Below are 20805 nucleotides of genomic sequence, written 5' to 3' on the forward strand. Positions count from 1 at the left end.
AGTAATGCAAGCTATTCCGAGAGACGGAATTATGTATTTCTTTGGTCCAGTTTCACCATCGCAAACAGGTTTAAATAGTACGATTGCTTCTGGTAGCCCAGCTGGTCAAGTAGCAATTACACCTTATGGACAAGATGCTATAGTTGCAAACTTTAACGGTATGCAGTTTTTTGCAGGACCTAGAGATGACCCATTTTTTATGGATTTTGCACAATACGGACAAATTATTTCCGGTAATGCAACAAGTTTTAACAATCCAGGAGACGACACTTTTGCTGGTACCAACGTACTTTCAGTAGTTGTTGAAGTGCCAAAATCAATGGTAGGTACATCTGGTACAATAAATACTTGGGTCGAAACTAAAACAAAACAATAATATTAAAAACGATAAACAATGAAATTTCAAAATATAAAAATAGCAACATTAGCAATTTTAGTAGGCTTTGCCTTTACAAGTTGTAGTAATGACGATGACGGAGGAAATACAGGAGTAGATTTCTCAGGAACATTTGTACAAGCAGACCAAATGGGAAGACCAGCAATTAATACTGTTTTTGTGTCTTCGGGCATGAAGGATAGTTTTAATACAACGGTACCTTCTGCGCAAGGTGCAGCATTTCAAACTATGTTTCAGAATAACTTAACAGCATTAAGTCCTGCATTTGCAAATCCAGGAGACCAAAATGCTTTAGGGCAAGATGCAGCAACCTTTACAAGCTTGTTAGCAACAGATGTACTCAATCTTTCTTTAGATGGTACCACAACATTTTTTGATGGTACTAATGTATTAACAGGAAGAGCTCTTACTGACGATGTAATTACTGTAGAATTAATTTTAATTTTTGGTGGAGAGAATGGCTTATCAGCTTCAGAAAATCCTGGATTATCAGATGATAACGTAAGTGCAAATGACAAACCATTTTTAGCTAGTTTTCCTTACTTAGCAACGCCTTGGTAAGATTTTAGATTACTTTTTAAATACACAATTAACTCTAGGGCAATATTGCTTTGTTCTAGAGTTTAATTTAACTACCCAAAAAACCACTTTCCACATGACTACCTCATTCTTCTCACGATTTTTAGCAATTCTTATAGTATTCAATTTTTTTAGCTGTGATTCAGAAAAAGTTTCAAATAAAAAGGATTATCAAGCTTTTTTAGTCGAAGTTGAAGACGATAAAAATTTAAAATCTGAATTCGATTTTTGGAATTCAAAAATTAATAACACTCCAAATCAATATCCTTACTATCTCCAACGTGCCGGCGTTTATACGCGTATGTTCGATAATACAGCTAACATAAAATATTTAAAATTGGCAGAGCAAGACCTCAAAATTGCTAATGAAAAAACAGTATACAATAATGCGGGTTATTTAAGAGCCTTAGCCCATAATTATATTTCTCAACATAAATTTAAAGAAGCTTTAGAATTATTAAAAAAAGCTGAAACTAATGGCGAGAAACTAAAAAGCACTCAAAAAATGTTGTTTGATGCCCATTTAGAATTGGGTAATAACCAAGAAGCTGAGAAGTATTTAAATAAAATTAAAGACTTTTCAGATTTCGACTATCTCATTCGCCTTTCAAAATGGTCAGACCATAATGGAGATTTAGATAGTGCCATTAAATATATGGAGCGCGCTTCATCTATTGCAGAATCTGGTAACACAAACGGTTTAAAACAATGGTCTTATACCAATTTGGCAGATTTTTACGGTCACGCCGGAAAGATTAAAATGTCTTACGAGCATTTTTTAAAAGCGCTAGAGTTAAATCCTAATGATGCGTATGCAAAAAAAGGTTTGGCATGGATTATATATTCTTACGAAAAAAATCCAGATGAAGCATTAAATATTCTTAATCACGTTGATACGTACTATACTGCACCTGATTATAAACTATTAAAAGCTGAAATTGCCGAATTTAAAAACGATAAAGTTCTTCAAGAAAATGCATTAAACGCTTATAAATCTCAAGTCGAAAACGCTTTATATGGTGATATGTACAATCAGTACAACATTGAACTTTATTCAGAAGAAATTTCTATGACAGAAAAAGCAATTGAAATTGCAAAGATTGAAGTAAAAAACAGACCAACAGCACAGACTTATGATTTTTTAGCATGGAGCTATTTTAAAAATGGACAAATTGATAAAGCTTATGAGATTACTGAAAAATTTGTAGCAGATAGAACTTCTGAACCAAAAGTGTTATACCATATGGCAGAAATTTACAAAGCTAAAGGAATGGAGGTCAAAGTAATACCACTAAAAGAAGAGCTAGAAACTGCTATCTACGAATTAGGTCCAACTTTGAAAACTAAAATACAGAGTCTGTAAATGAAACTTAAAATGAACCAAAAACTAGTACTTATTATAAGCTTAATTATATTCAATTTTACAAATGCACAGATTTTTTCTGGTAAAGTTGTAAATGATAAAAATCAACCTCTTGAAGCCGCTTATATTTATAATTTAAACTCTAAAAGTCATGCACATAGTGCTATCAACGGTACATTTACTATTGACAATACAAAAGCTGGAGACTCTTTACGCGTAGGACTTTTAGGTTATAAAACTCAAACACTTTATGTTAAAAATGAAGAAAAACTTCAGGTTGTTTTAGCAGAAAAAGCATTTGAGCTTAAAGAATTAGTGATAAGCGAAGAGATTAATGCGCTTACCACAAAAGTAAAATTAGACTTACAGACCAATCCGGTAAATTCTTCGCAAGAAATTTTACGAAAAGTTCCGGGTTTATTTATCGGTCAACATGCTGGTGGCGGTAAAGCTGAACAGATTTTTCTACGAGGCTTTGATATAGACCACGGTACTGATGTCTCAATTTCTGTTGACGGAATACCAGTAAATATGGTATCTCACGCACACGGACAAGGATATAGTGATTTACACTTTATTATTCCAGAAACCATCAATAAAATAGATTTTGGAAAAGGTGGATATTATGCAGACCAAGGCGATTTTAATACCGCTGGATATGTAGATTTTAGCACAAAGGAATATCTTAATGAAAGTAGTATTAATGTTTCTGTCGGGCAATTTAATACTGTAAGAACTGTAGGTTTATTTGATTTATTGGAAAAAAAGAAAAATCAAAATGCTTATATGGCAGTTGAATACATTGAAACTGATGGACCTTTTGAAGCACCTCAAAGTTTTAACCGCTTAAATTTATTTGGTAAGTATACGGCTTACGCAGACGATAATTCAAAAGTTTCACTTACCGCATCACATTTTACAAGTCGTTGGGATGCATCTGGTCAAATTCCGCAGCGTGCTGTCGATGACGGAAGCATCTCGCGTTTTGGAGCAATTGATGCTACCGAAGGCGGAGAAACCAGCAGAACCAATGTTAATGTAGAATTTTTTAAAGCCATTGATTCTAGAACTAATTTAACAGCAAATGCTTTTTACTCGCAGTATGCTTTTGAGTTGTATTCTAATTTTACATTTTTTCTAGAAGACCCAATCAATGGTGACCAAATTCGTCAAAAAGAAGATAGAAATATTTTTGGTGCCAATGCAGCTGTGGACTACACTAGCTTTTTAGGTGATGTTGAATTGGATGTTACTGCAGGTTTAGGATTACGACACGATGTTAATGATGATGTAGAATTATCAAAAACGAGAAACAGGCGTGAAACTTTAGAAAATATTCAGTTGGGTGATATCAATCAGACCAACATGAACGCCTTTGTTGAAGCAACATTTGACTTCGGAAAATTTAAAATTTCACCAGCATTGCGTCTAGATTATTTTAACTTTTTATACAATGACCAATTACAACCAACTTTTGAAACACAGTCTGAAAGAAAAGCCATTATCAGTCCAAAACTAAATTTGTTTTACAATGCAAATGATAACCTTCAACTTTATGCAAAATCTGGTTTAGGCTTTCATTCCAACGATGCTAGAGTAGTGGTGAGCAATGAAGGTAGAGACATTTTACCGCGTTCTTACGGAACAGATTTAGGTGTTATTTGGAAACCAACCCCAGATTTATTAATTAATACAGCGGCTTGGTATTTATTTTTAGAACAAGAATTTGTTTATGTTGGCGATGCAGGAATTGTTGAGCCAAGCGGAAAAACTGAACGTTACGGTTTAGATTTAGGATTGCGTTATCAAATTAACAATTGGTTATTTTTTGATTCTGACGCAACCATTACAAAAGCAAGAGCTATTGAAGAGAATGATGGTGAAGATTTTATTCCTCTCGCTCCAGATTTTACCTTAACTTCAGGATTGTCGATTAATAATTTGGGTAATTTTTCGGGCGGATTGCGAGTAAGATACTTAGATGATAGACCAGCAAATGAAGATAATTCTATCGTGGCCGAAGGTTACGTTGTTACCGATTTTAATCTAAATTATAAACTGAACAAGATAACCATAGGTTTTGCTATAGAAAATTTATTTGATGTGGAGTGGAACGAAACCCAGTTTGCTACTGAATCTAGACTTCAAAATGAAGTAAATCCTGTAGAAGAAATTCATTTTACACCAGGAACACAATTCTTTTTAAAAGGAAATATAACCTATCGCTTTTAAGAATAATCACTAGTTTATAAAAAAAAATGCCGCATATTTGCGGCATTTTTTATGAGTTATATTTTATAAGTTTTAAGGTGCGGTATTTACAACACCTAGTGTGTGTAATTGTTCCATGGTAGGTGATTCGCTTCCGCCAGCTGGCTCTAATGTAATACCAAAGGCTTGACTTTCATTTGCATTAGCAATTTCAAATATCTTGTTGTCATCACTATTAAAATCATCAATGGTTCCTAAACTAGTAGGCGTTAATGGATTTAAGGTTAATGACCATACTTGCCATACTTTACCTTCAGGTGCGTTTGGTAAACCTTGCGCATCTAAATAAATGGTATTATCTGCTTTGTTCCAGTAGACTTTAGCATAAGCGTTTTCAAAGTTTCCTTGTCCGCCTAAATCTACTGGTACAATATTCCTATCACGCAGAATATTTAATAAATTTTTAGCTTCTGCTAAATCATTACGAGCATCTTCAATCTTAATTTCTAAGAGTTGTTTTTCCATAGAAACAGTTTCAATCTCATTTTGGAGTGAAGAATTGGTGTTTAAAGTCCATAAAAGTCCACCAGCTAAAACAATTGAAGCTGCCCAACCTGTGTAGGCTAACCAATTTGATTTTTTACTATTAAGATTTACAACTTTATTCTCTTTAAGATTTAGCTTCTTTTTTAAAGCTTCAAAATCTACACTACGTGGTGATACAGCTTTTGTCAATTTTAAAACTGCTGCTTCAATTTGAAGAACTTCACTTAATAATTCAGGATACTGCTGTATATGTTGAAAAACTTCTTCATTTTCAGATTCAGAAAGTTGTCCTGCGACGTATAGTTCTAAAATTCCAGATTCTATGTAAACTTTAATATCCATAAATTATAATACTGCTTCTCTTAATTGTTGAATACAGTTTCTGTTTCGTGTTTTAACGGTACCAAGTGGTATGTCTATAGCTTCAGCAGTTTCTTTTTGTGTATAACCTTTAAAGTATAAATATTCAATAATGGTTTTACATTTTTCACCGAGTTGTTTAACATATTTAGCTATACCTATGGCGTCTGTTTTGGCATCGAGGTTTTCGTTGCTTGTTATTATATCTACGAAAAAATCAGAATTGAGGTTTTGTTTGGATTGTTTAAATGCTTTAGAGCGCAATTTGTCTATCGCTGTATTTCTTGCAATATTTAGTATCCACGTAAAAAAACGTCCTTTTTTTGAAGAATATTTATCAGCGTTTTTCCAAGCTTTGATAAATACATCTTGCATCAATTCATCGCTAATGGCGTCGTCTTTTACTATATTGTAAATTACGCCGTGAATACTTTCGTGGTACATACTGTACAAGGTTTCAAAAGCTCCTGCGTCTTTTTGCTTAAATTTTTCTACGAGTAAATCTAAATGCACTTGGTTTTTTTTAAATTATTAGCCTAAAATACAAAAGCTATTGACAATGCAATAGCTTTTATTATAATAAATATGATGTTCTATAATTACTCTATGATACCAGCACAACTAACTCTAGCTCCTGCAGCGCCACTTGGTTGAGAGGTAAAGTCGTCTGTACCTTGATGTACGATAATAGCTTTACCCAAAATATTTTTGGTATCGTCATCACAGCCAATACACCATTGGTCTGTTGACATAGAAATCGTACCAACGCCATCAGCACCAACTTCAAAATTACCTATATCACCTTTGTGGTAACCTGCTTCGTCTCCCCATTTTCCGTGTGGTTGCGCTGTTGGATTCCAATGGCCACCGGCAGATTTTCCATCTTCAGAAGAGCAATCTGCAGATTCGTGAATATGTATTGCATGCGTGCCTTCGCTTAATCCTGTCATCTTAGCCATAAAGTTTACCTGATTGTTTTCTTCTTTAAAAACAACGCTTCCTTTAACATCACTTCCACTTTTTGGAGAAAGCTCAATACTTACCATTTTTTTTGGTTCTACAGGAGTTTCTACTTCTTCAACTTCTACCTCTGTAGTTGTTTCTTCTGTTTTTTTATCATTTTTACATGATACAAATGCTATAACAGTTAATAGCATTAAGATTGATTTAAAATATTTCATTGTATTTGGTTTTTGGTTTTGTTAAAGTTACAGACATAAACAATGATTTGCAAGCTCAATACAACAATAGATTAGCTCTTTAGCCATAATTTTGGGTCAAAAATACCTCGTTTAATATTATTGGTGAATAAAATTGTTTTATCAATACGTGTTTGGGAAGATTTATAACGATTTATAGCATAGATAATACTTCGTTTTTTTCCTGCGGTAAAGCTTTCAAAAATTTTATAAGCTTTGTAATCGCTTAAGATAACTGCTTCAAACTCCTCACAAGGTTCTACGCCATATTTAGATTGGTCTTTAAATAATTGAAGCTCAAAAACATCGCCTGGTAAAATATCCATTTCCTTTTGTTTCGCTTTACTGAAATGTATTCTAAAATCACCTGTTTTTTCTTTTTTTAAAGCGGCATAAAATTCAATAATCTTATTATTATGAATAGCGTTAACTTTAATACGAGTTTGCCCAGCTTCATAAAATGGTTGCGTGAATTCTTTTGGAAGAATAACACTCATTTTATCTGATAATGTTATTTTGAAAGGATTACTTTTCATTTTAAAAAAAACAGCGCCTTAAAAAAAGCGCTGTTTTATAAATTTAATCTATTTGAAATGTTTTGGTCTCTTTAAATGGGTCAGTTTGAAGCGTTTTCATTTCTGCTTCATAATCTTTCCATTGGTTATTAAAGAAGGCGTTTGTTTCACTTAACAATTCTTTTACAGCATTTTTAGCCTGATTCATAAGTGTAATTTCAGTTGAGGTAATTCCTTTTTGACTACCCGAAATATAGCCTCTTGCAGTACCAAGTCGTTGTAATGCTGTTACTTCAGGATTACGCGTAATACCTTGACGACTGTCTCTTTTTCCAAAGAATTTATCTAACAAGTTATCTATAGATTTAACAACAGAATCCGAAGCCTTTATTTGAATTTTATATTTTTCTTTATCTAATTTTTTTAAAGTGGATTGATACTCTGAAGCTATTGATTTACTTTCTGCGAGTTGTTTTGATGCTTTCGCCAAAGTATCATAAATATCTTCTAACTGTTTTGAAGCAGCATATACTTCATTTATGTTTTTCTGAGAAACTTCTAATCTTGGGTCAGACTCAACAGTTATCATTGTTTCAGATAATTGGTCACCATAATGTAAAACAGCTTTGTAAGTTCCTGGTTTAACAGAAACTCCGCTAGATTCTCGACTTGAAGTTCTTACACGACGAGATGGTCTATCTTTACCAGCCTCATCCATGTACCATGTCCAACGGTGTAGACCATTTTCTTTTGGTGCTTTTTGTTTCAAAGTTCTTATTAATCTTGAACCATCATAAATTTTAAGCTGAAGCGAATCCCACTTAACTTCATTTCCGATTTTCTTATCACTAATGGCTTTATCATCTTTTTTGGCGTCTGATTTTATATCAGATTTTACGGCATCTTTTTGATTAAACATATAAGCAAATCGTGCGCCACCAGGTCTATTTTCGCCATGATACATGGCATCTGCACCAAAACGACTTCCTGTTGGTTGTTGGTAAGCTGCTTGATACGCCGTTGGCGGATTAAATAATTTAATATTTGAAGATAATGTCGATGAATTTTTTGCTATCTTTCTTAACGGTCTAATATCATCTAAAACCCAAGCGGCGCGACCAAAAGTACCAATCACTAAATCATGCTCACGTGGATGGATTACTAAATCTTTTACAGAGGTTGTAGGGAAACCGTTTGTCCATTTGGTCCATTTTTCGCCCGCATTTATAGAGACATACAAGCCATCATCTGTACCAAGGAACATTAAGTTTGGTTCTTCTAAATCTTCAACAATGGCCAGTGTGTAACTTTGTACATCATTTTCATCTACAATGCGCTCCCAAGTTTTACCATAATTTTTAGTTCTATACGCATAAGGCGTGTAATTAAAACGTCTATAATCGTTAGCTATTAAAAGAGCTTCGCCTTTGTTTTTATTAGACGCTTTTATTTGAGCAACCCAACTTCCTTTTGGTAAACCTTTTATGTTATTAGTAACTTCGTTCCAAGACTCGCCACCATTTGTGGTGTAGTGTACACGTCCATCGTCTGTTCCTGCCCAAAGCATATTTTTTTCTACTGGAGACGGTTCAATCACTAAAATTGTACAATGATTTTCTGCCCCAGTTGCGTCCATGGTTAGTCCACCACTTTCGGATTGTTTTTGTTTTTCTGGGTCGTTAGTAGATAAATCTGGAGAAATTACGGTCCAAGTTTCGCCTTTGTCGGTCGATTTGTGCACAAACTGACTTCCGAAGTAAATGGTGCTATTGTCAAAAGGGTCGATGTTTATGGCTGAATTCCAATTGAATCTTAAACGCACATCAGCATCAGGATGTGTTGGTTTTACGCCGTAGTTATTTCCTGTTTGCCAATCGTACCGTGTCACATTTCCTTGCTGACTCATTGACCATCCGTAACGGCTATCTTCTCTGTCTGGTACCACATCAAAACCATCACCAAAACTAATTTCTTGCCAATAGCTATTTCTAATGCCTTGTGCGCGCCAGACATAAGCCGGACCTCGCCACGAACCGTTATCTTGCATTCCGCCGTAAACATTATACGGATACTCGTTATCTACATTAATGTGATAGAATTGAGCTACAGGTAAATTGCCAATAAAACGCCAAGATTTTCCGCCATCTTTGGTAATATTCATTCCTCCATCGTTGCCATCAATCATAAAACTTCCGTCTTCTGGATGAATCCACCACGCATGGTGGTCTGGATGTACACCATTGCTTACGCCATAAGCTGGCATCAATTGATTGAAGTTTTTTCCACCATCTTCAGAAACATTCACGTAAGTAAACACGGAGTACACGCGGTTTTCATTTTGTGGGTCCACATATATTTCAGAATAATAGAATGGTCGGTTACCAATATCACTTTTATTATTAATCATTTTCCAGCTAAAACCACCATCTTCACTTTTGTATAGCGCATTCTTTTTTGCTTCAACTAAGGCATAAACGATGTTAGGTTTGTTAGGTGCAATCGCAATACCAATACGACCTAAATCTCCTTTTGGTAATCCGTCTTCATCGGTTAATTTTTTCCATGTTTTTCCGCCATCATGCGTCATATGCAATCCTGAGCCTTTTCCACCAGAATTAAAAAACCATGGGTCGCGCTTGTGTTCCCACATGGCCACAAACAATTTATTTGGGTTTGTTGGGTCCATTACCATATCGGCAACACCAGTTTTGTTATTGGCAAAAAGGATTTTATTCCACGTTTTTCCGCCATCAGTCGTTTTAAAAACACCGCGCTCAGGATGCTCGCCCCAAGGCGAACCAATGGCGCCAACATACACTACATCAGGATTTGTTGGGTCAACAATTATTCTGTGGATATGACGAGTTTTTTCTAATCCCATTGCCATCCATGTCTTTCCGCCATCTAGGGATTTGTAAATACCGTAACCGCCATTAAGTGAGTTACGAGGATTACCTTCTCCTGTACCAACCCAAATGACACTTGGGTTAGATTGCTGAATTTCTACTGCTCCGATTGAAGCCGTTAATTCTTTATCGAAAATAGGTTCCCATTTTATGCCACCAGAAGTCGATTTCCATAGACCACCAGAAGCTGTACCAACATACATAATGTCGGGGTTGCTGTTTACAACATCAATAGCTGTTACACGACCAGACATACCACCAGGTCCAATATTTCTAGGTTTCATGTTTTTTACCATGTCCATAGAAAAATCTTGTGCAGAAAGAAGTGTTACGCAGATAAGCATAACAATAGAGAAAAATTGTTTCATTATAATTTTGGGTTAGTTTGCGTAAAGCCTAAAATTAGTGAATGACGGCTTTATATTAGTTGTATTTATGTTAAAAATTTATTTGTAAAATCACTCTTGTAAGCTCTTCCTATAGGTATTTTTTTATCGTACTGGAGATATACACGATTTCCGATAATCTTTTCAATTTTATTGGTGTTGATGATGTAAGATTTGTGTACCCTAGCAAATTGATTAGTGTCTAGGCGTTTTATCCATTCGGTTAATGAGTCTGAAGATAATAGTTTCTTGTTTTCTGTATAGATTTCTACATAATCAGCATCAGATTTTATGTAAATGATATCGTCAATTTTAAGGCGAACAAGTTCGTAACCAGATTTTATAAAAATCTCTTTCTTTTGATTGGGTTCATTTATAGAATCATTGTTTGTATTACTTTCTAACATTTGAGATGCCTTAGTAATTGCTTGGATAAACCTCGGAAAAGAAAATGGTTTTAAAAGATAGTCTACCACGTTGAGTTCGTAACTTTCTAAGGCATAATCTGGGAAAGCAGTTGTTAAGATAACTTTTGGAGGATTTGATAGACTTTTTAAAAAGTCAATACCAGAAAGTTTGGGTAAATGAATATCTAAAAAAATGACATTTACTTGCTGTGCTTTTATAGTTTCTAGTGCTTCTATAGCATCGGAAAATGTACCAACGAGAGATAAGCTTTTAGCATCTTCGATATATTTTTTTAAAATACGTTGCGCTGGTAATTGGTCTTCTATGATAATACAGTTCATTATTAATTCTCGTTGAGATTAATTTCCAATTTTACCTCGTAGATAGAGTTATCTGATTTTATGTCTAATTGATGCTTGTTTTGGTAGATAAGCTCTAATCGTTTTTTTACATTTTTCAAACCAATGCCGTGTGGCAAATTATCGACATTAGACGCTTCACTATAAGTATTAGAGCACTCAAAAATTAAATAACCTGTATCAGTTACTTTAAGATTTATAGTTATGGAAATATTTTTGGTTTGGCTAGATGCGCTATGCTTAAAGGCATTCTCTATAAACACTGTAAGTATAAGTGGCGCAATTTTGTAATTCGAAGGAATTTCTTCCACATTAAAATTTACTGTGCCACGACCTTCAACTTGAAACTTACTAAGGTTAATGTAATTTTTAAGTTGCTCAATTTCCTTTACTAAAGGCACAAATTTTGCTTTACATTCATAAAGCATATATCTTAAAACTGCAGATAATTCTAGAATAATTTCGGGTGTTTTTGGTGACTGTTCGATAGCGTGTGCATACAAGTTATTGATGTTATTAAACAAAAAGTGAGGATTAATCTGAGATTTTAAAAATTGAAGTTCACTTTCTTTTACTGAGTTTTTTAATTTCTGAACTTCTCTCTGCTGTGTTAAAGCATCCCACGCAAATTTAAAACCAACTAAAATGGTAAGTGTTGGTAGTGTATTCAACAGATTATAAAAAATATTAGAAAAACGACGACCGCGAGTATCTGGATAAAATATTTTTTCTAAAATAAATTCTTCAACAAGTATTACAGCAACTGCAATTATTGCTGTAAATATGGCAAATAAAACATATTTGCGCTTGTATAGGAAATTTGGTAGAAATAAGTAATTGATGATTAAACCTGCAATAGCAAAGTTTAAATAGAATAAGATTTGATGTGCTTCTAGTCCAGGAATTCGTTTGTCAAAGGCATAAAAGATAAAGACTACGACATTAAGGCATAGTATAAAAACTAATTCCTTAGACGAAAATTTGTTAGAGTTAATGACATCCTTCATGCTTTAAAAATAAGGATTTAGCTGATTAATCTTTAGTAATTTCTAGAAACAGCCAATAAGTTAGACCGAACGACAGTAAGTACGCTGTAAACAACATCGCTGCAGTTAGACCTTAAAGTATGGTCGTTTACAGGTTTTGGTTTTACATGGTCATATAAGGTGTTTACTTTTACAAAAAGAAAATTCAACAAAACGCTATGAAAAAATTTTTAACATTATTATTAGGTTTTACGTTTACATTTATTCAAGCTCAAGAGCGTTCTCAAGCTAGTGAAGTTAAAATAATGGGTAAAGTCGTAGAGGCATCTAACGGTCGGTCGTTAGAGTACTCAACTATAGTTGTATTAAATCCTGAAGGAAAAGTAATTACTGGTGGTATTGCCGATATCGATGGTAATTACAGTATTCTCGTAGCTCCAGGTACATACGACGTAAAGTTTGAGTTTATAGGGTTTAAAACAAAGACCTTAAAAAATCAGAATATTTTAAAAGATACAACTTTGCCAACCGTAAAATTAGAGATTGATTCGGAGTCTTTAGACGAAGTTGTGGTAACAGCAAAAACAACCGAAGTACAAATTAGATTAGATAAAAAAGTTTACAATATTGGTAAGGATTTAACCACTGGCGGCGCCACAGTAGGCGATGCACTTGGCAATGTACCGTCGGTAACAGTAGATGCGGATGGTGCCATAGCACTGCGTGGTAATGGTAATGTTAGAATTTTGATTAATGGTAGGCCATCAGCTATTGCAGGTTTTGGTTCTACAGATGCTTTACAATCACTTCCTGCAGATGCTATTGAGCGTGTAGAGGTAATAACATCGCCATCGGCTAGATACGATGCAGAAGGTACAGCTGGTATTTTAAATATTATTTTAAAGCGAGAAAAAACATTAGGTTTTAATGGTTCTGTACAGACTTTTGTGCGCTATCCTTGGGGAGCAGGTGTTACGGGTAATGTAAACCTACGAACAGAGAAATTCAATATTTTCAACACAACCAGTTATAATAGAAGAACATCTCCGGGACAAGCTTTTTTTAGAAATCAGTTTTTCTCAAACCAAGTTGTAAATCCTACAGTGATAGAAAATAGAGATTTCGATAGATCAGATATTGGCTTTAATACCAATATCGGAGCAGAATATTTTATAAATGATAAGTCGTCTATCACAGGGTCATTTTTTATTTCTAATGGTAAAGACGATGATGAAACTATAAATAATACGGATGAATTTGACCCTAATGATGATTTAGCTTTTAACCGAATTAGAACCGAATATGAAACGGAAGACGATAACAATTATCAGTTTTCTCTAAATTACATAAATCGATTTAATGATAGTGGTCATCAACTTACAGCAGACCTTCAATATGGCGTTGATGACCAAGAGGAAACGGCTTTAATTGATGAGCTAAATACATTTCCTTCTGAAGAAATTTTACCTTCTGAACTTATACGTACAATAGAAGATGGAAATGAATTTTTAGCACAGGTCGATTACGTGTATCCAATTGGTGAAAATGCACAATTTGAAGCTGGATACCGAGGTAATTTTGAAACGACGACCACAGATTTTTTGGTTACGGAACAAGCTACAGCAGGTGGTGAGTTTATTACAAACGAAGATTTAACCAACATATTTACCTATAAAGAAGACATCAATGCATTGTACACGCAATACGGAAATAAATTTGGTAAATTTTCTTTTTTAGCAGGATTACGTTTTGAGCATACACGTTTAGCAGGAACGGTTGAAGGCGATGGAAACAACGACGTCGTCATCGATTTCGATAACTCATATCCAGGGTTGTTTCCCACGTTAAATTTAAATTACGAAATCAACGATTCTGAAAACTTTACATTTGGTTACAATCGAAGAATAAATAGGCCTCGAGGAAGATCTGTTAATCCATTTCCATCGCGTTCTAGTGAGGCCAATATTTTTCAAGGAAACCCAAGCTTAAATCCTGCTTTTGCAAATGCTTTCGATTTAGGTTACTTAAAACGGTGGGGAAAAACCTTAACCTTTACAACATCTGTTTACTATCAATACGAAACAGATGCCTTTGAGCGTATCCAAGAAGACACAGGAGAAGAAACTCCAAATGGTATTCCAATCATTAGAACTATTCCTATAAATTTAAGTACTAATGAGCGTATCGGTTTTGAGGCTGGTCTACTTTACAATCCATTAAAATGGTTACAAATTAATGGTAGTTTTAACTTCTTTCAATTTAATACAAAAGGTGCTTTTAATGGTATAGATTACGGTACTAAAAATACCAGTTACTTTTCAAGATTAAGTGCAAAAGTAGATTTCACAAAAGACTTTCAATTTCAGACTAACGCCATTTATAGAGGCCCACGAAATAATGCACAGACCGAAACAAAAAGCATTTTATTTCTTAATATGGCACTTAGTAAAGATGTTTTAAAAGGAAATGGTACAATAGCACTTAATGTAAGAGACGTTTTTAACTCTAGAAAACGTATATCTCTTACAGAGGCAGAAACCTTCAGAAGCGATAGCGAATTTCAGTTTAGAGTACGTACTATCAATGCATCTTTCGTCTATAGATTTAATCAGAAAAAAGAACGACAAAAAGGTTCTAGAGATGATAATGATGGTGGTGGAGATGATGATTTCTAAAAGAGATGTTAATGCTTTCGTTAGGAGTTGAAAAAGCGGTATTTTTATACTGCTATGAAAACAAGAAAATCAGGATTCGTATTTAAGACCTACGAAGCACCAAATCAATCGCCTTTTGAAAAGCTTTTTGAAATTTTCAAGGAGCTCATCACTTATACATCTGGCGATTTTGATGAAGCTATTGATTGGTTGCGTCAACTCGATAAAGAGTACGAGCTCACCACACCAGATTACACTATTGATGATTTTGTCGAAGACCTTAAAAATAAAGGGTATATCCGTGAAGAAATAGACCCAACGGGCGAAGGCGACAGTGAAGGTGATGGCAAAGGTAAATTTGCAATTACAGCTAAGACCGAGCGTGCCATACGTCAACAAGCTCTAGACCACATTTTTGGGAAAATAAAACGAAGCGGCGCAGGAAATCACAAAAGTAAAGGCGTAGGAATAGGCGATGAGCATACTGGCGATTTTAGAGCTTACCAATTTGGAGATGCTTTAGACAAAGTATCGATGACCGAAAGTTTACGAAATGCACAAATCAATAACGGTCTTGGGGATTTTAGTTTAACCGAAGACGATTTGGTAGTAGAAGAAACATTGCACAAAAGCCAAATGAGTACGGTGTTAATGATAGACATTAGCCACAGTATGATTTTGTATGGTGAAGACCGCATCACACCAGCCAAGAAAGTCGCCATGGCATTGTCGGAATTAATTACAACGCGCTATCCAAAAGACTCTATAGAAATTCTAGTTTTCGGAAACGATGCTTGGCCAATAAAAATTAAAGATTTGCCATATCTCAAAGTTGGGCCTTATCATACTAATACTGTTGCAGGATTGCAATTGGCGATGGATATGTTGCGCAGAAAACGAAACACCAACAAACAGATTTTTATGATTACTGATGGTAAACCAAGTTGTTTGCGTCTACCAGATGGTCAGTATTATAAAAACTCTAATGGTCTCGACCCTTATATTACCAACAAATGTTATGCTATGGCGCAACAAGCGAGACGTTTGCACATACCAATTACCACATTTATGATTGCTGAAGACCCATATTTAATGCAGTTTGTTAGAGAGTTTACACAGGCCAATCGTGGTAAAGCTTTTTATACAGGATTGAAAGGTTTGGGCGAAATGATTTTTGAAGATTACGAGAATAATAGAAAGAAAAGAATAAAAGGATAAAGCTAGAAAATGAAAAATATAAAGACACTAGGAGAATTAAAACAATCTGGTTATCAATCAAAATCTATTAAAGTTGAATTGCGTGATAATTTAATTGAAAACATAAAAAATAAAGTGACCACGTTTGATGGTATTCACGGTTATGAAAATACGGTGATTCCTGAGTTAGAACGTGCGATTTTATCAAGACACAATATCAATTTATTAGGATTACGAGGTCAAGCTAAAACACGTCTAGCACGTATGATGGTGAATTTGTTAGATGAGTACATTCCGGTAGTTGAAGGTTCCGAAATTAATGACGACCCGTTACAACCCATTTCAAGATTTGCAACAGAATTAATCGCTGAAAAAGGAGATAATACACCAATTACTTGGTTGCATAGAAACGAACGTTTTGCCGAAAAATTAGCAACGCCAGATGTTACTGTAGCAGATATTATTGGTGATGTTGACCCCATAAAAGCGGCCAATTTAAAATTAAGTTATGCTGATGATAGAGTGATTCATTATGGTATGATTCCAAGAGCTAATCGTTGCATTTTTGTAATTAATGAGTTACCTGATTTACAAGCGCGTATTCAGGTTGCATTATTTAATATTCTGCAAGAAGGTGATATTCAGATTAGAGGATTTAAATTGCGTTTACCTTTAGATATGCAGTTTGTTTTTACAGCAAATCCTGAAGATTATACCAATCGTGGTAGTATTGTAACACCTCTAAAAGACCGAATAGGTTCACAGATTTTGACGCATTACCCAGATAATGTAGATACGGCAAGAACCATAACAGCACAAGAAGCGCGATTGGATGACCGTCAGTCGGAAGCAATTCATATTCCAGATTTAGCAAAAGATTTACTAGAGCAAATTAGTTTTGAAGCTCGAGAGAGCGAATATGTGGACGTAAAAAGTGGTGTGAGTGCAAGAATGAGTATTACGGCATTTCAGAATTTATTAAGTACTGCTGAACGTCGTGCGTTATTAAACGGTGATACCAATACATCTGTAAGATTATCAGATTTTACAGGAATTATACCAGCAATAACAGGAAAGGTAGAATTGGTGTATGAAGGCGAACAAGAAGGTGCAGATTTTGTAGCAAATGCTTTATTAGACAGTGCCATTAAAACCCTGTTTCCACGGTATTTTCCAAAAGTAGAAAAACTTCAGAAACAAGACGAAGAAACACCTTATGACGACTTAATTTCTTGGTTCTTCAATTCTGATGGTTTTGAGCTTTTAGATAACCTCACTGACGCTGATTACAAAGCAAAACTTAATGAGGTGACACCGCTAGACACTTTGCTTGCGGATTATCAGCCAGACATAGAAAAAGAAGATGTCTATTTTGAAAAAGAATTTATTCTTTGGGGTTTAACGCAGTTTAAGAAGTTAAGTAAATACCGCTATTCAGAAGGTCTACAGTTTCAAGACCCTTACGGTAGTTTTATTAATGGATTATAAATTACTATTTATTAAATTAAAAAGTGAAGTCGAAATTGTATTTAATCGACTTCACTTTTTTTTGACTAACTCAAAAGAATTATTTTTTTATAGGCTCAAAAACCCACCAAGTTTCTCCAGTTTTTGGTCTAAAACTCAATTTAATTAATCCATCTTCGGAATAGATTAAATATTTACCTTTAATATTTAAGTCTTTACCGTTTTGTGTTGCAGTCATCTTACCATCTAGATAATTTGCTTCAACACCATTGTTGAATTTAAAAGTTGCATTATATAGTTTAGTGTCTAAGCTTGAAATTTCCAAAGATTTTATCATTTTTAGACCTTTTGTAAAATGGTTCATGTCATACTCATAATACCCATAATCTTGTTTGTTTTTCTTTTTGGTACTATGCTCTTTTATGGCTTTGAAATACTCAGCGTTACTTTTTATTTCAATTTTACCTTTACTCAAATAATAAATATTACTGGTATTTTTATAAGTAGGGTAGACAGTGAGTTTATAGGTTTGATTTATGATAAATTCTTTTTCTGATGATTTGTCGCTGTAAACAATATTATTATTTGTGTTTGTAAGCTCAAATCTGGAACCAGGTGGATATTTGATAAAGTCATTTTCTTTATCACTTTTTGTGATTTTTAGATAATCGTTTTGTCCAAATGTTAAGTTCATAAACATTAATAACGCTATACTTGCTAATACTTTCATTGTGTTTCTTGTTTTCATAATTTCTATTTTTTAGTTGTTATATTCTGTTTTTTTCGTCTTCAATTCCTGTTTTTCTTTTTTGAGCTTTTTTAATTTCATCTCTACCAAAATTGTAAGTGAGATTAAAGCGTACTTGTCTACTATCGTTACCACCATTACCATCAATAAATAAGTCTCCAAATTGTGTAGTACCTCGCCATGGAGATGTAAATAAGATATCGTTAAAGGCTAATCTGGCAGTGAGTTTATCATCTAAAAATCGCTTTTGGAAAGCAATGTTTAATGCGCCTAAACTTTCTGTCTCATAAGTTCCGCCCCAAACAGATGGCGAGTTAAACCAACCAGAAATTTCTGCAGTAAGCCCTTTCGAGACCTTGAAAGTATTTTGCGCATAAAGACTTAATGTGTTTTGTTGCGTCTCTACAAAATCTGGATTTGTTGCTTCATAAATACTACGGTAAGCATTGAGACTTATATATACATTCCACCAATCATTAAATTTTGTGGGATACGATACACCAAGATTTATAATTTTTTGATTGGCTACATTTCTTTGGATAATGAAGTTGGTATTGTTTGGCCCTGCTTCTGTAATCTGGGCAAAGAAATCACTAACAAATGTATAGCTGATTGAAGTGGTTAGTCTGTAATTGTATGTGTGTGATAATTTTAAGTTATCTGTATATTGAGGCTGGAGAAATGGATTTCCTTGTCTGAAAGATAGCTCATCTATTCTGTACTGAAAAGGATTTAAACTTTGATAATTAGGACGCTGAATGCGCTTACTATAGTTTAGAGATAAAGTGTTTTTTCTATTAACTTGATACGTTATTCCGCCGCTAGGAAACCAATTGGTGTAGTTGCGCTCTACACGATTGTTTTGATTAGCTTGAAGACTTGTTAGCTGTCCGTCAGAAACTGTATTCTCCATTCGTAGACCAAACTGAATATTTAGTTTTTCAAATTTTCTGTTGTAGTTAAAATATGCAGCATAGATTTGCTCGTCATAATCAAAATCATTAGACTGAGATTCATCCAAATCATTTGCACCGTTAGTTCTATCAAAGGCATCAAAGCTATTTTCTGTATATACTTTGGAGTATTTAAAACCAGCGCTTAAAACACCTTTAAGGAAGTTTTGTTTGTAATCTGCCTGTCCAGAAAGGATGGAGATATCAATAGGTGTATCAAAAAATACAACGTTTTCACTGATTACTTGCGTTTCATCTCCATTAAAATAGCGGTTGGGTTGTAAATTGAAACGTTCGCTATTGTATTTTCCATAATCCAAATCAACATTTAAAGAGTGTCCAAGTGTGTCTTTGAATCGGTAGTTGAGGTTAGTAAAAATATTTGAGGTTTTATTATCAGAATCACTTCCTGAGATTAACACTTCATCAGGATTTTGCTGTGAAATTGGTCGGATAGGTGTTCTCGAATCTGTCTCTGATGAGGAGTTGCTAAAGTTTCCAGTGGCTATGATACCAAATGTAGATTTGGCATTTGCATAGTAGTCAAACCCCAATCTTAAGTTATTACTATTGTTATCAAAAACAGTATTTGAGCGCGCATCAAAGTTAATATTATTTTGAGTTCGGTTAAGGTTTATAAAACTTGTACTCTTACCAAAATTGTTACTATATGTACCATATAGACTTGTCTTTTTGTTTCTATTATTAAAAGATATAGAGTTGTTGTATCTCGCAAAATCTCCAAATGTGAGTCCAGATGCTATACTACCATTGGTTCCTAAGCTTTTATCTCGTTTTAATTTTATATTGATAATTCCAGCATTACCTTCAGCATCGTAACGCGAAGACGGTTGTGTTATAATTTCAATATTGTCTATGTCGCTAGCTTGGAGTGTCTTTAAAAAATTAACCAAGTCCTGACCTCTTAGAACTGATGGTCTATCATCAATGTAGAATAATACACCTGCTTTTCCTTCTACAATGATACTATCTGAGTTGTCTATAATTATTCCTGGGGCTTTTCGTAATAGTTCAAATCCATTATCACCAATAGCATTAACGGTGTTAGCAACGTTAAAAACCGTTTTATCTGCTTGTACTTGTATCATTGGCCTTTCCGCCACTATGGTTACTTCTTCTAAAGCTTCAGAATCATCTTGCATTACTATTTGCTCAAAAGTTTTGTTAGTATTTTCTAAATCAAAAGGCTCCGACTTGTAATCTTTTAATCCCAAACTAGTTATAAGTAAATAGTAACTACCATTCTCAATAGATTTAAATAAAAATTCTCCTTTTTCATTAGAGAGTTCTCCTTTAATAAATCCATTGGTTTTAACATCTAAAAGAGAAATAATTGCAGCTTGAACGGGTTGATTGTTTTCTGTAACAATCTTACCGGTTATTGTATTTTGTGACCATGTTATTCCAAAAGCTAAGCTTAGGAGTACGAGAATAAAAGACTTCATAATAATTTGTTTTTAATTTCTGAAGCAAATTTGAAGCATTAACATATTCTATACACGCCTAAACCGATAAGTAGGAAAATAGAGTGATGAGTTGCCAAGTCCATT

Annotated in this window: 14 protein-coding genes and 1 pseudogene; 6 read left to right on the forward strand and 9 right to left on the reverse strand. The window is 34.2% G+C overall.

The window, feature by feature from the left end; genetic code table 11:
• Positions 1-31: 31 nt before the first annotated feature.
• The 3 genes and pseudogenes from ACFQ1Q_RS13060 to ACFQ1Q_RS13070 all read left to right on the forward strand — a co-directional run bounded on the left by ACFQ1Q_RS13060 (position 32) and on the right by ACFQ1Q_RS13070 (position 4571).
• A pseudogene (locus tag ACFQ1Q_RS13060) lies at positions 32-958 on the forward strand (DUF4331 family protein).
• Between the two features lie 94 nt (positions 959-1052).
• Positions 1053-2339, forward strand: a complete 1287-nt coding sequence (locus ACFQ1Q_RS13065; RefSeq protein WP_386132325.1) for a tetratricopeptide repeat protein — start codon at positions 1053-1055, stop codon at positions 2337-2339.
• Positions 2340-2351: 12 nt separating this feature from the next.
• Positions 2352-4571, forward strand: coding sequence for a TonB-dependent receptor (locus ACFQ1Q_RS13070; RefSeq protein WP_386132328.1), 2220 nt, complete (start codon positions 2352-2354; stop codon positions 4569-4571).
• A 72-nt stretch (positions 4572-4643) separates the two neighbouring features.
• Here the strand turns inward: ACFQ1Q_RS13070 and ACFQ1Q_RS13075 are convergent, their stop codons facing one another.
• The 7 genes from ACFQ1Q_RS13075 to ACFQ1Q_RS13105 form a co-directional block, all read right to left on the reverse strand.
• Positions 4644-5438 (reverse strand): anti-sigma factor, encoded by a 795-nt coding sequence (locus tag ACFQ1Q_RS13075; RefSeq protein ID WP_386132331.1) that lies wholly within the window; start codon positions 5436-5438, stop codon positions 4644-4646.
• 3 nt (positions 5439-5441) lie between these two features.
• A complete protein-coding gene (locus ACFQ1Q_RS13080) occupies positions 5442-5969 on the reverse strand; it encodes an RNA polymerase sigma factor (RefSeq protein ID WP_386132333.1) in 528 nt (175 codons plus the stop codon).
• Between the two features lie 86 nt (positions 5970-6055).
• Positions 6056-6637, reverse strand: coding sequence for a superoxide dismutase family protein (locus ACFQ1Q_RS13085; RefSeq protein WP_386132336.1), 582 nt, complete (start codon positions 6635-6637; stop codon positions 6056-6058).
• A 71-nt stretch (positions 6638-6708) separates the two neighbouring features.
• Positions 6709-7191: a YdeI/OmpD-associated family protein gene (locus tag ACFQ1Q_RS13090; protein ID WP_386132339.1), complete on the reverse strand. Its 483-nt coding sequence runs from the start codon at positions 7189-7191 to the stop codon at positions 6709-6711.
• A 43-nt stretch (positions 7192-7234) separates the two neighbouring features.
• On the reverse strand, positions 7235-10444 hold the full coding sequence (locus ACFQ1Q_RS13095; RefSeq protein ID WP_386132341.1) for a WD40/YVTN/BNR-like repeat-containing protein: 3210 nt from the start codon (positions 10442-10444) through the stop codon (positions 7235-7237).
• A gap of 65 nt (positions 10445-10509) precedes the next feature.
• The gene (locus ACFQ1Q_RS13100) at positions 10510-11211 is read right to left on the reverse strand and encodes a LytR/AlgR family response regulator transcription factor (RefSeq protein WP_386132344.1); all 702 of its coding nucleotides are present in this window, start codon (positions 11209-11211) and stop codon (positions 10510-10512) included.
• Between the two features lie 2 nt (positions 11212-11213).
• Positions 11214-12236, reverse strand: a complete 1023-nt coding sequence (locus ACFQ1Q_RS13105) for a sensor histidine kinase (RefSeq protein ID WP_386132347.1) — start codon at positions 12234-12236, stop codon at positions 11214-11216.
• Positions 12237-12433: 197 nt separating this feature from the next.
• Here ACFQ1Q_RS13105 and ACFQ1Q_RS13110 point away from each other — a divergent pair, with 197 nt between their 5' ends.
• Genes ACFQ1Q_RS13110 through ACFQ1Q_RS13120 form a run of 3 tightly spaced genes read left to right on the forward strand, consistent with a single transcriptional unit; the run spans position 12434 to position 17554 of the window.
• Positions 12434-14890 (forward strand): outer membrane beta-barrel protein, encoded by a 2457-nt coding sequence (locus tag ACFQ1Q_RS13110; protein WP_386132350.1) that lies wholly within the window; start codon positions 12434-12436, stop codon positions 14888-14890.
• Between the two features lie 54 nt (positions 14891-14944).
• Entirely contained in the window at positions 14945-16087 is a 1143-nt protein-coding gene (locus tag ACFQ1Q_RS13115) for a vWA domain-containing protein (protein ID WP_386132354.1), read from the forward strand.
• Between the two features lie 9 nt (positions 16088-16096).
• Positions 16097-17554: a magnesium chelatase gene (locus ACFQ1Q_RS13120; protein WP_386132357.1), complete on the forward strand. Its 1458-nt coding sequence runs from the start codon at positions 16097-16099 to the stop codon at positions 17552-17554.
• Positions 17555-17633: 79 nt separating this feature from the next.
• Here the strand turns inward: ACFQ1Q_RS13120 and ACFQ1Q_RS13125 are convergent, their stop codons facing one another.
• Positions 17634-18281: a hypothetical protein gene (locus ACFQ1Q_RS13125; RefSeq protein WP_386132360.1), complete on the reverse strand. Its 648-nt coding sequence runs from the start codon at positions 18279-18281 to the stop codon at positions 17634-17636.
• A gap of 19 nt (positions 18282-18300) precedes the next feature.
• Positions 18301-20700 carry a TonB-dependent receptor domain-containing protein gene (locus ACFQ1Q_RS13130; RefSeq protein WP_386132363.1) on the reverse strand — a complete coding sequence of 800 codons (2400 nt, stop codon included), beginning with the start codon at positions 20698-20700 and terminating at the stop codon, positions 18301-18303.
• Positions 20701-20805 lie beyond the last annotated feature (105 nt).

The organism is Winogradskyella litorisediminis, from assembly GCF_042675765.1.
GTDB classification, from domain to species: domain Bacteria; phylum Bacteroidota; class Bacteroidia; order Flavobacteriales; family Flavobacteriaceae; genus Winogradskyella; species Winogradskyella litorisediminis.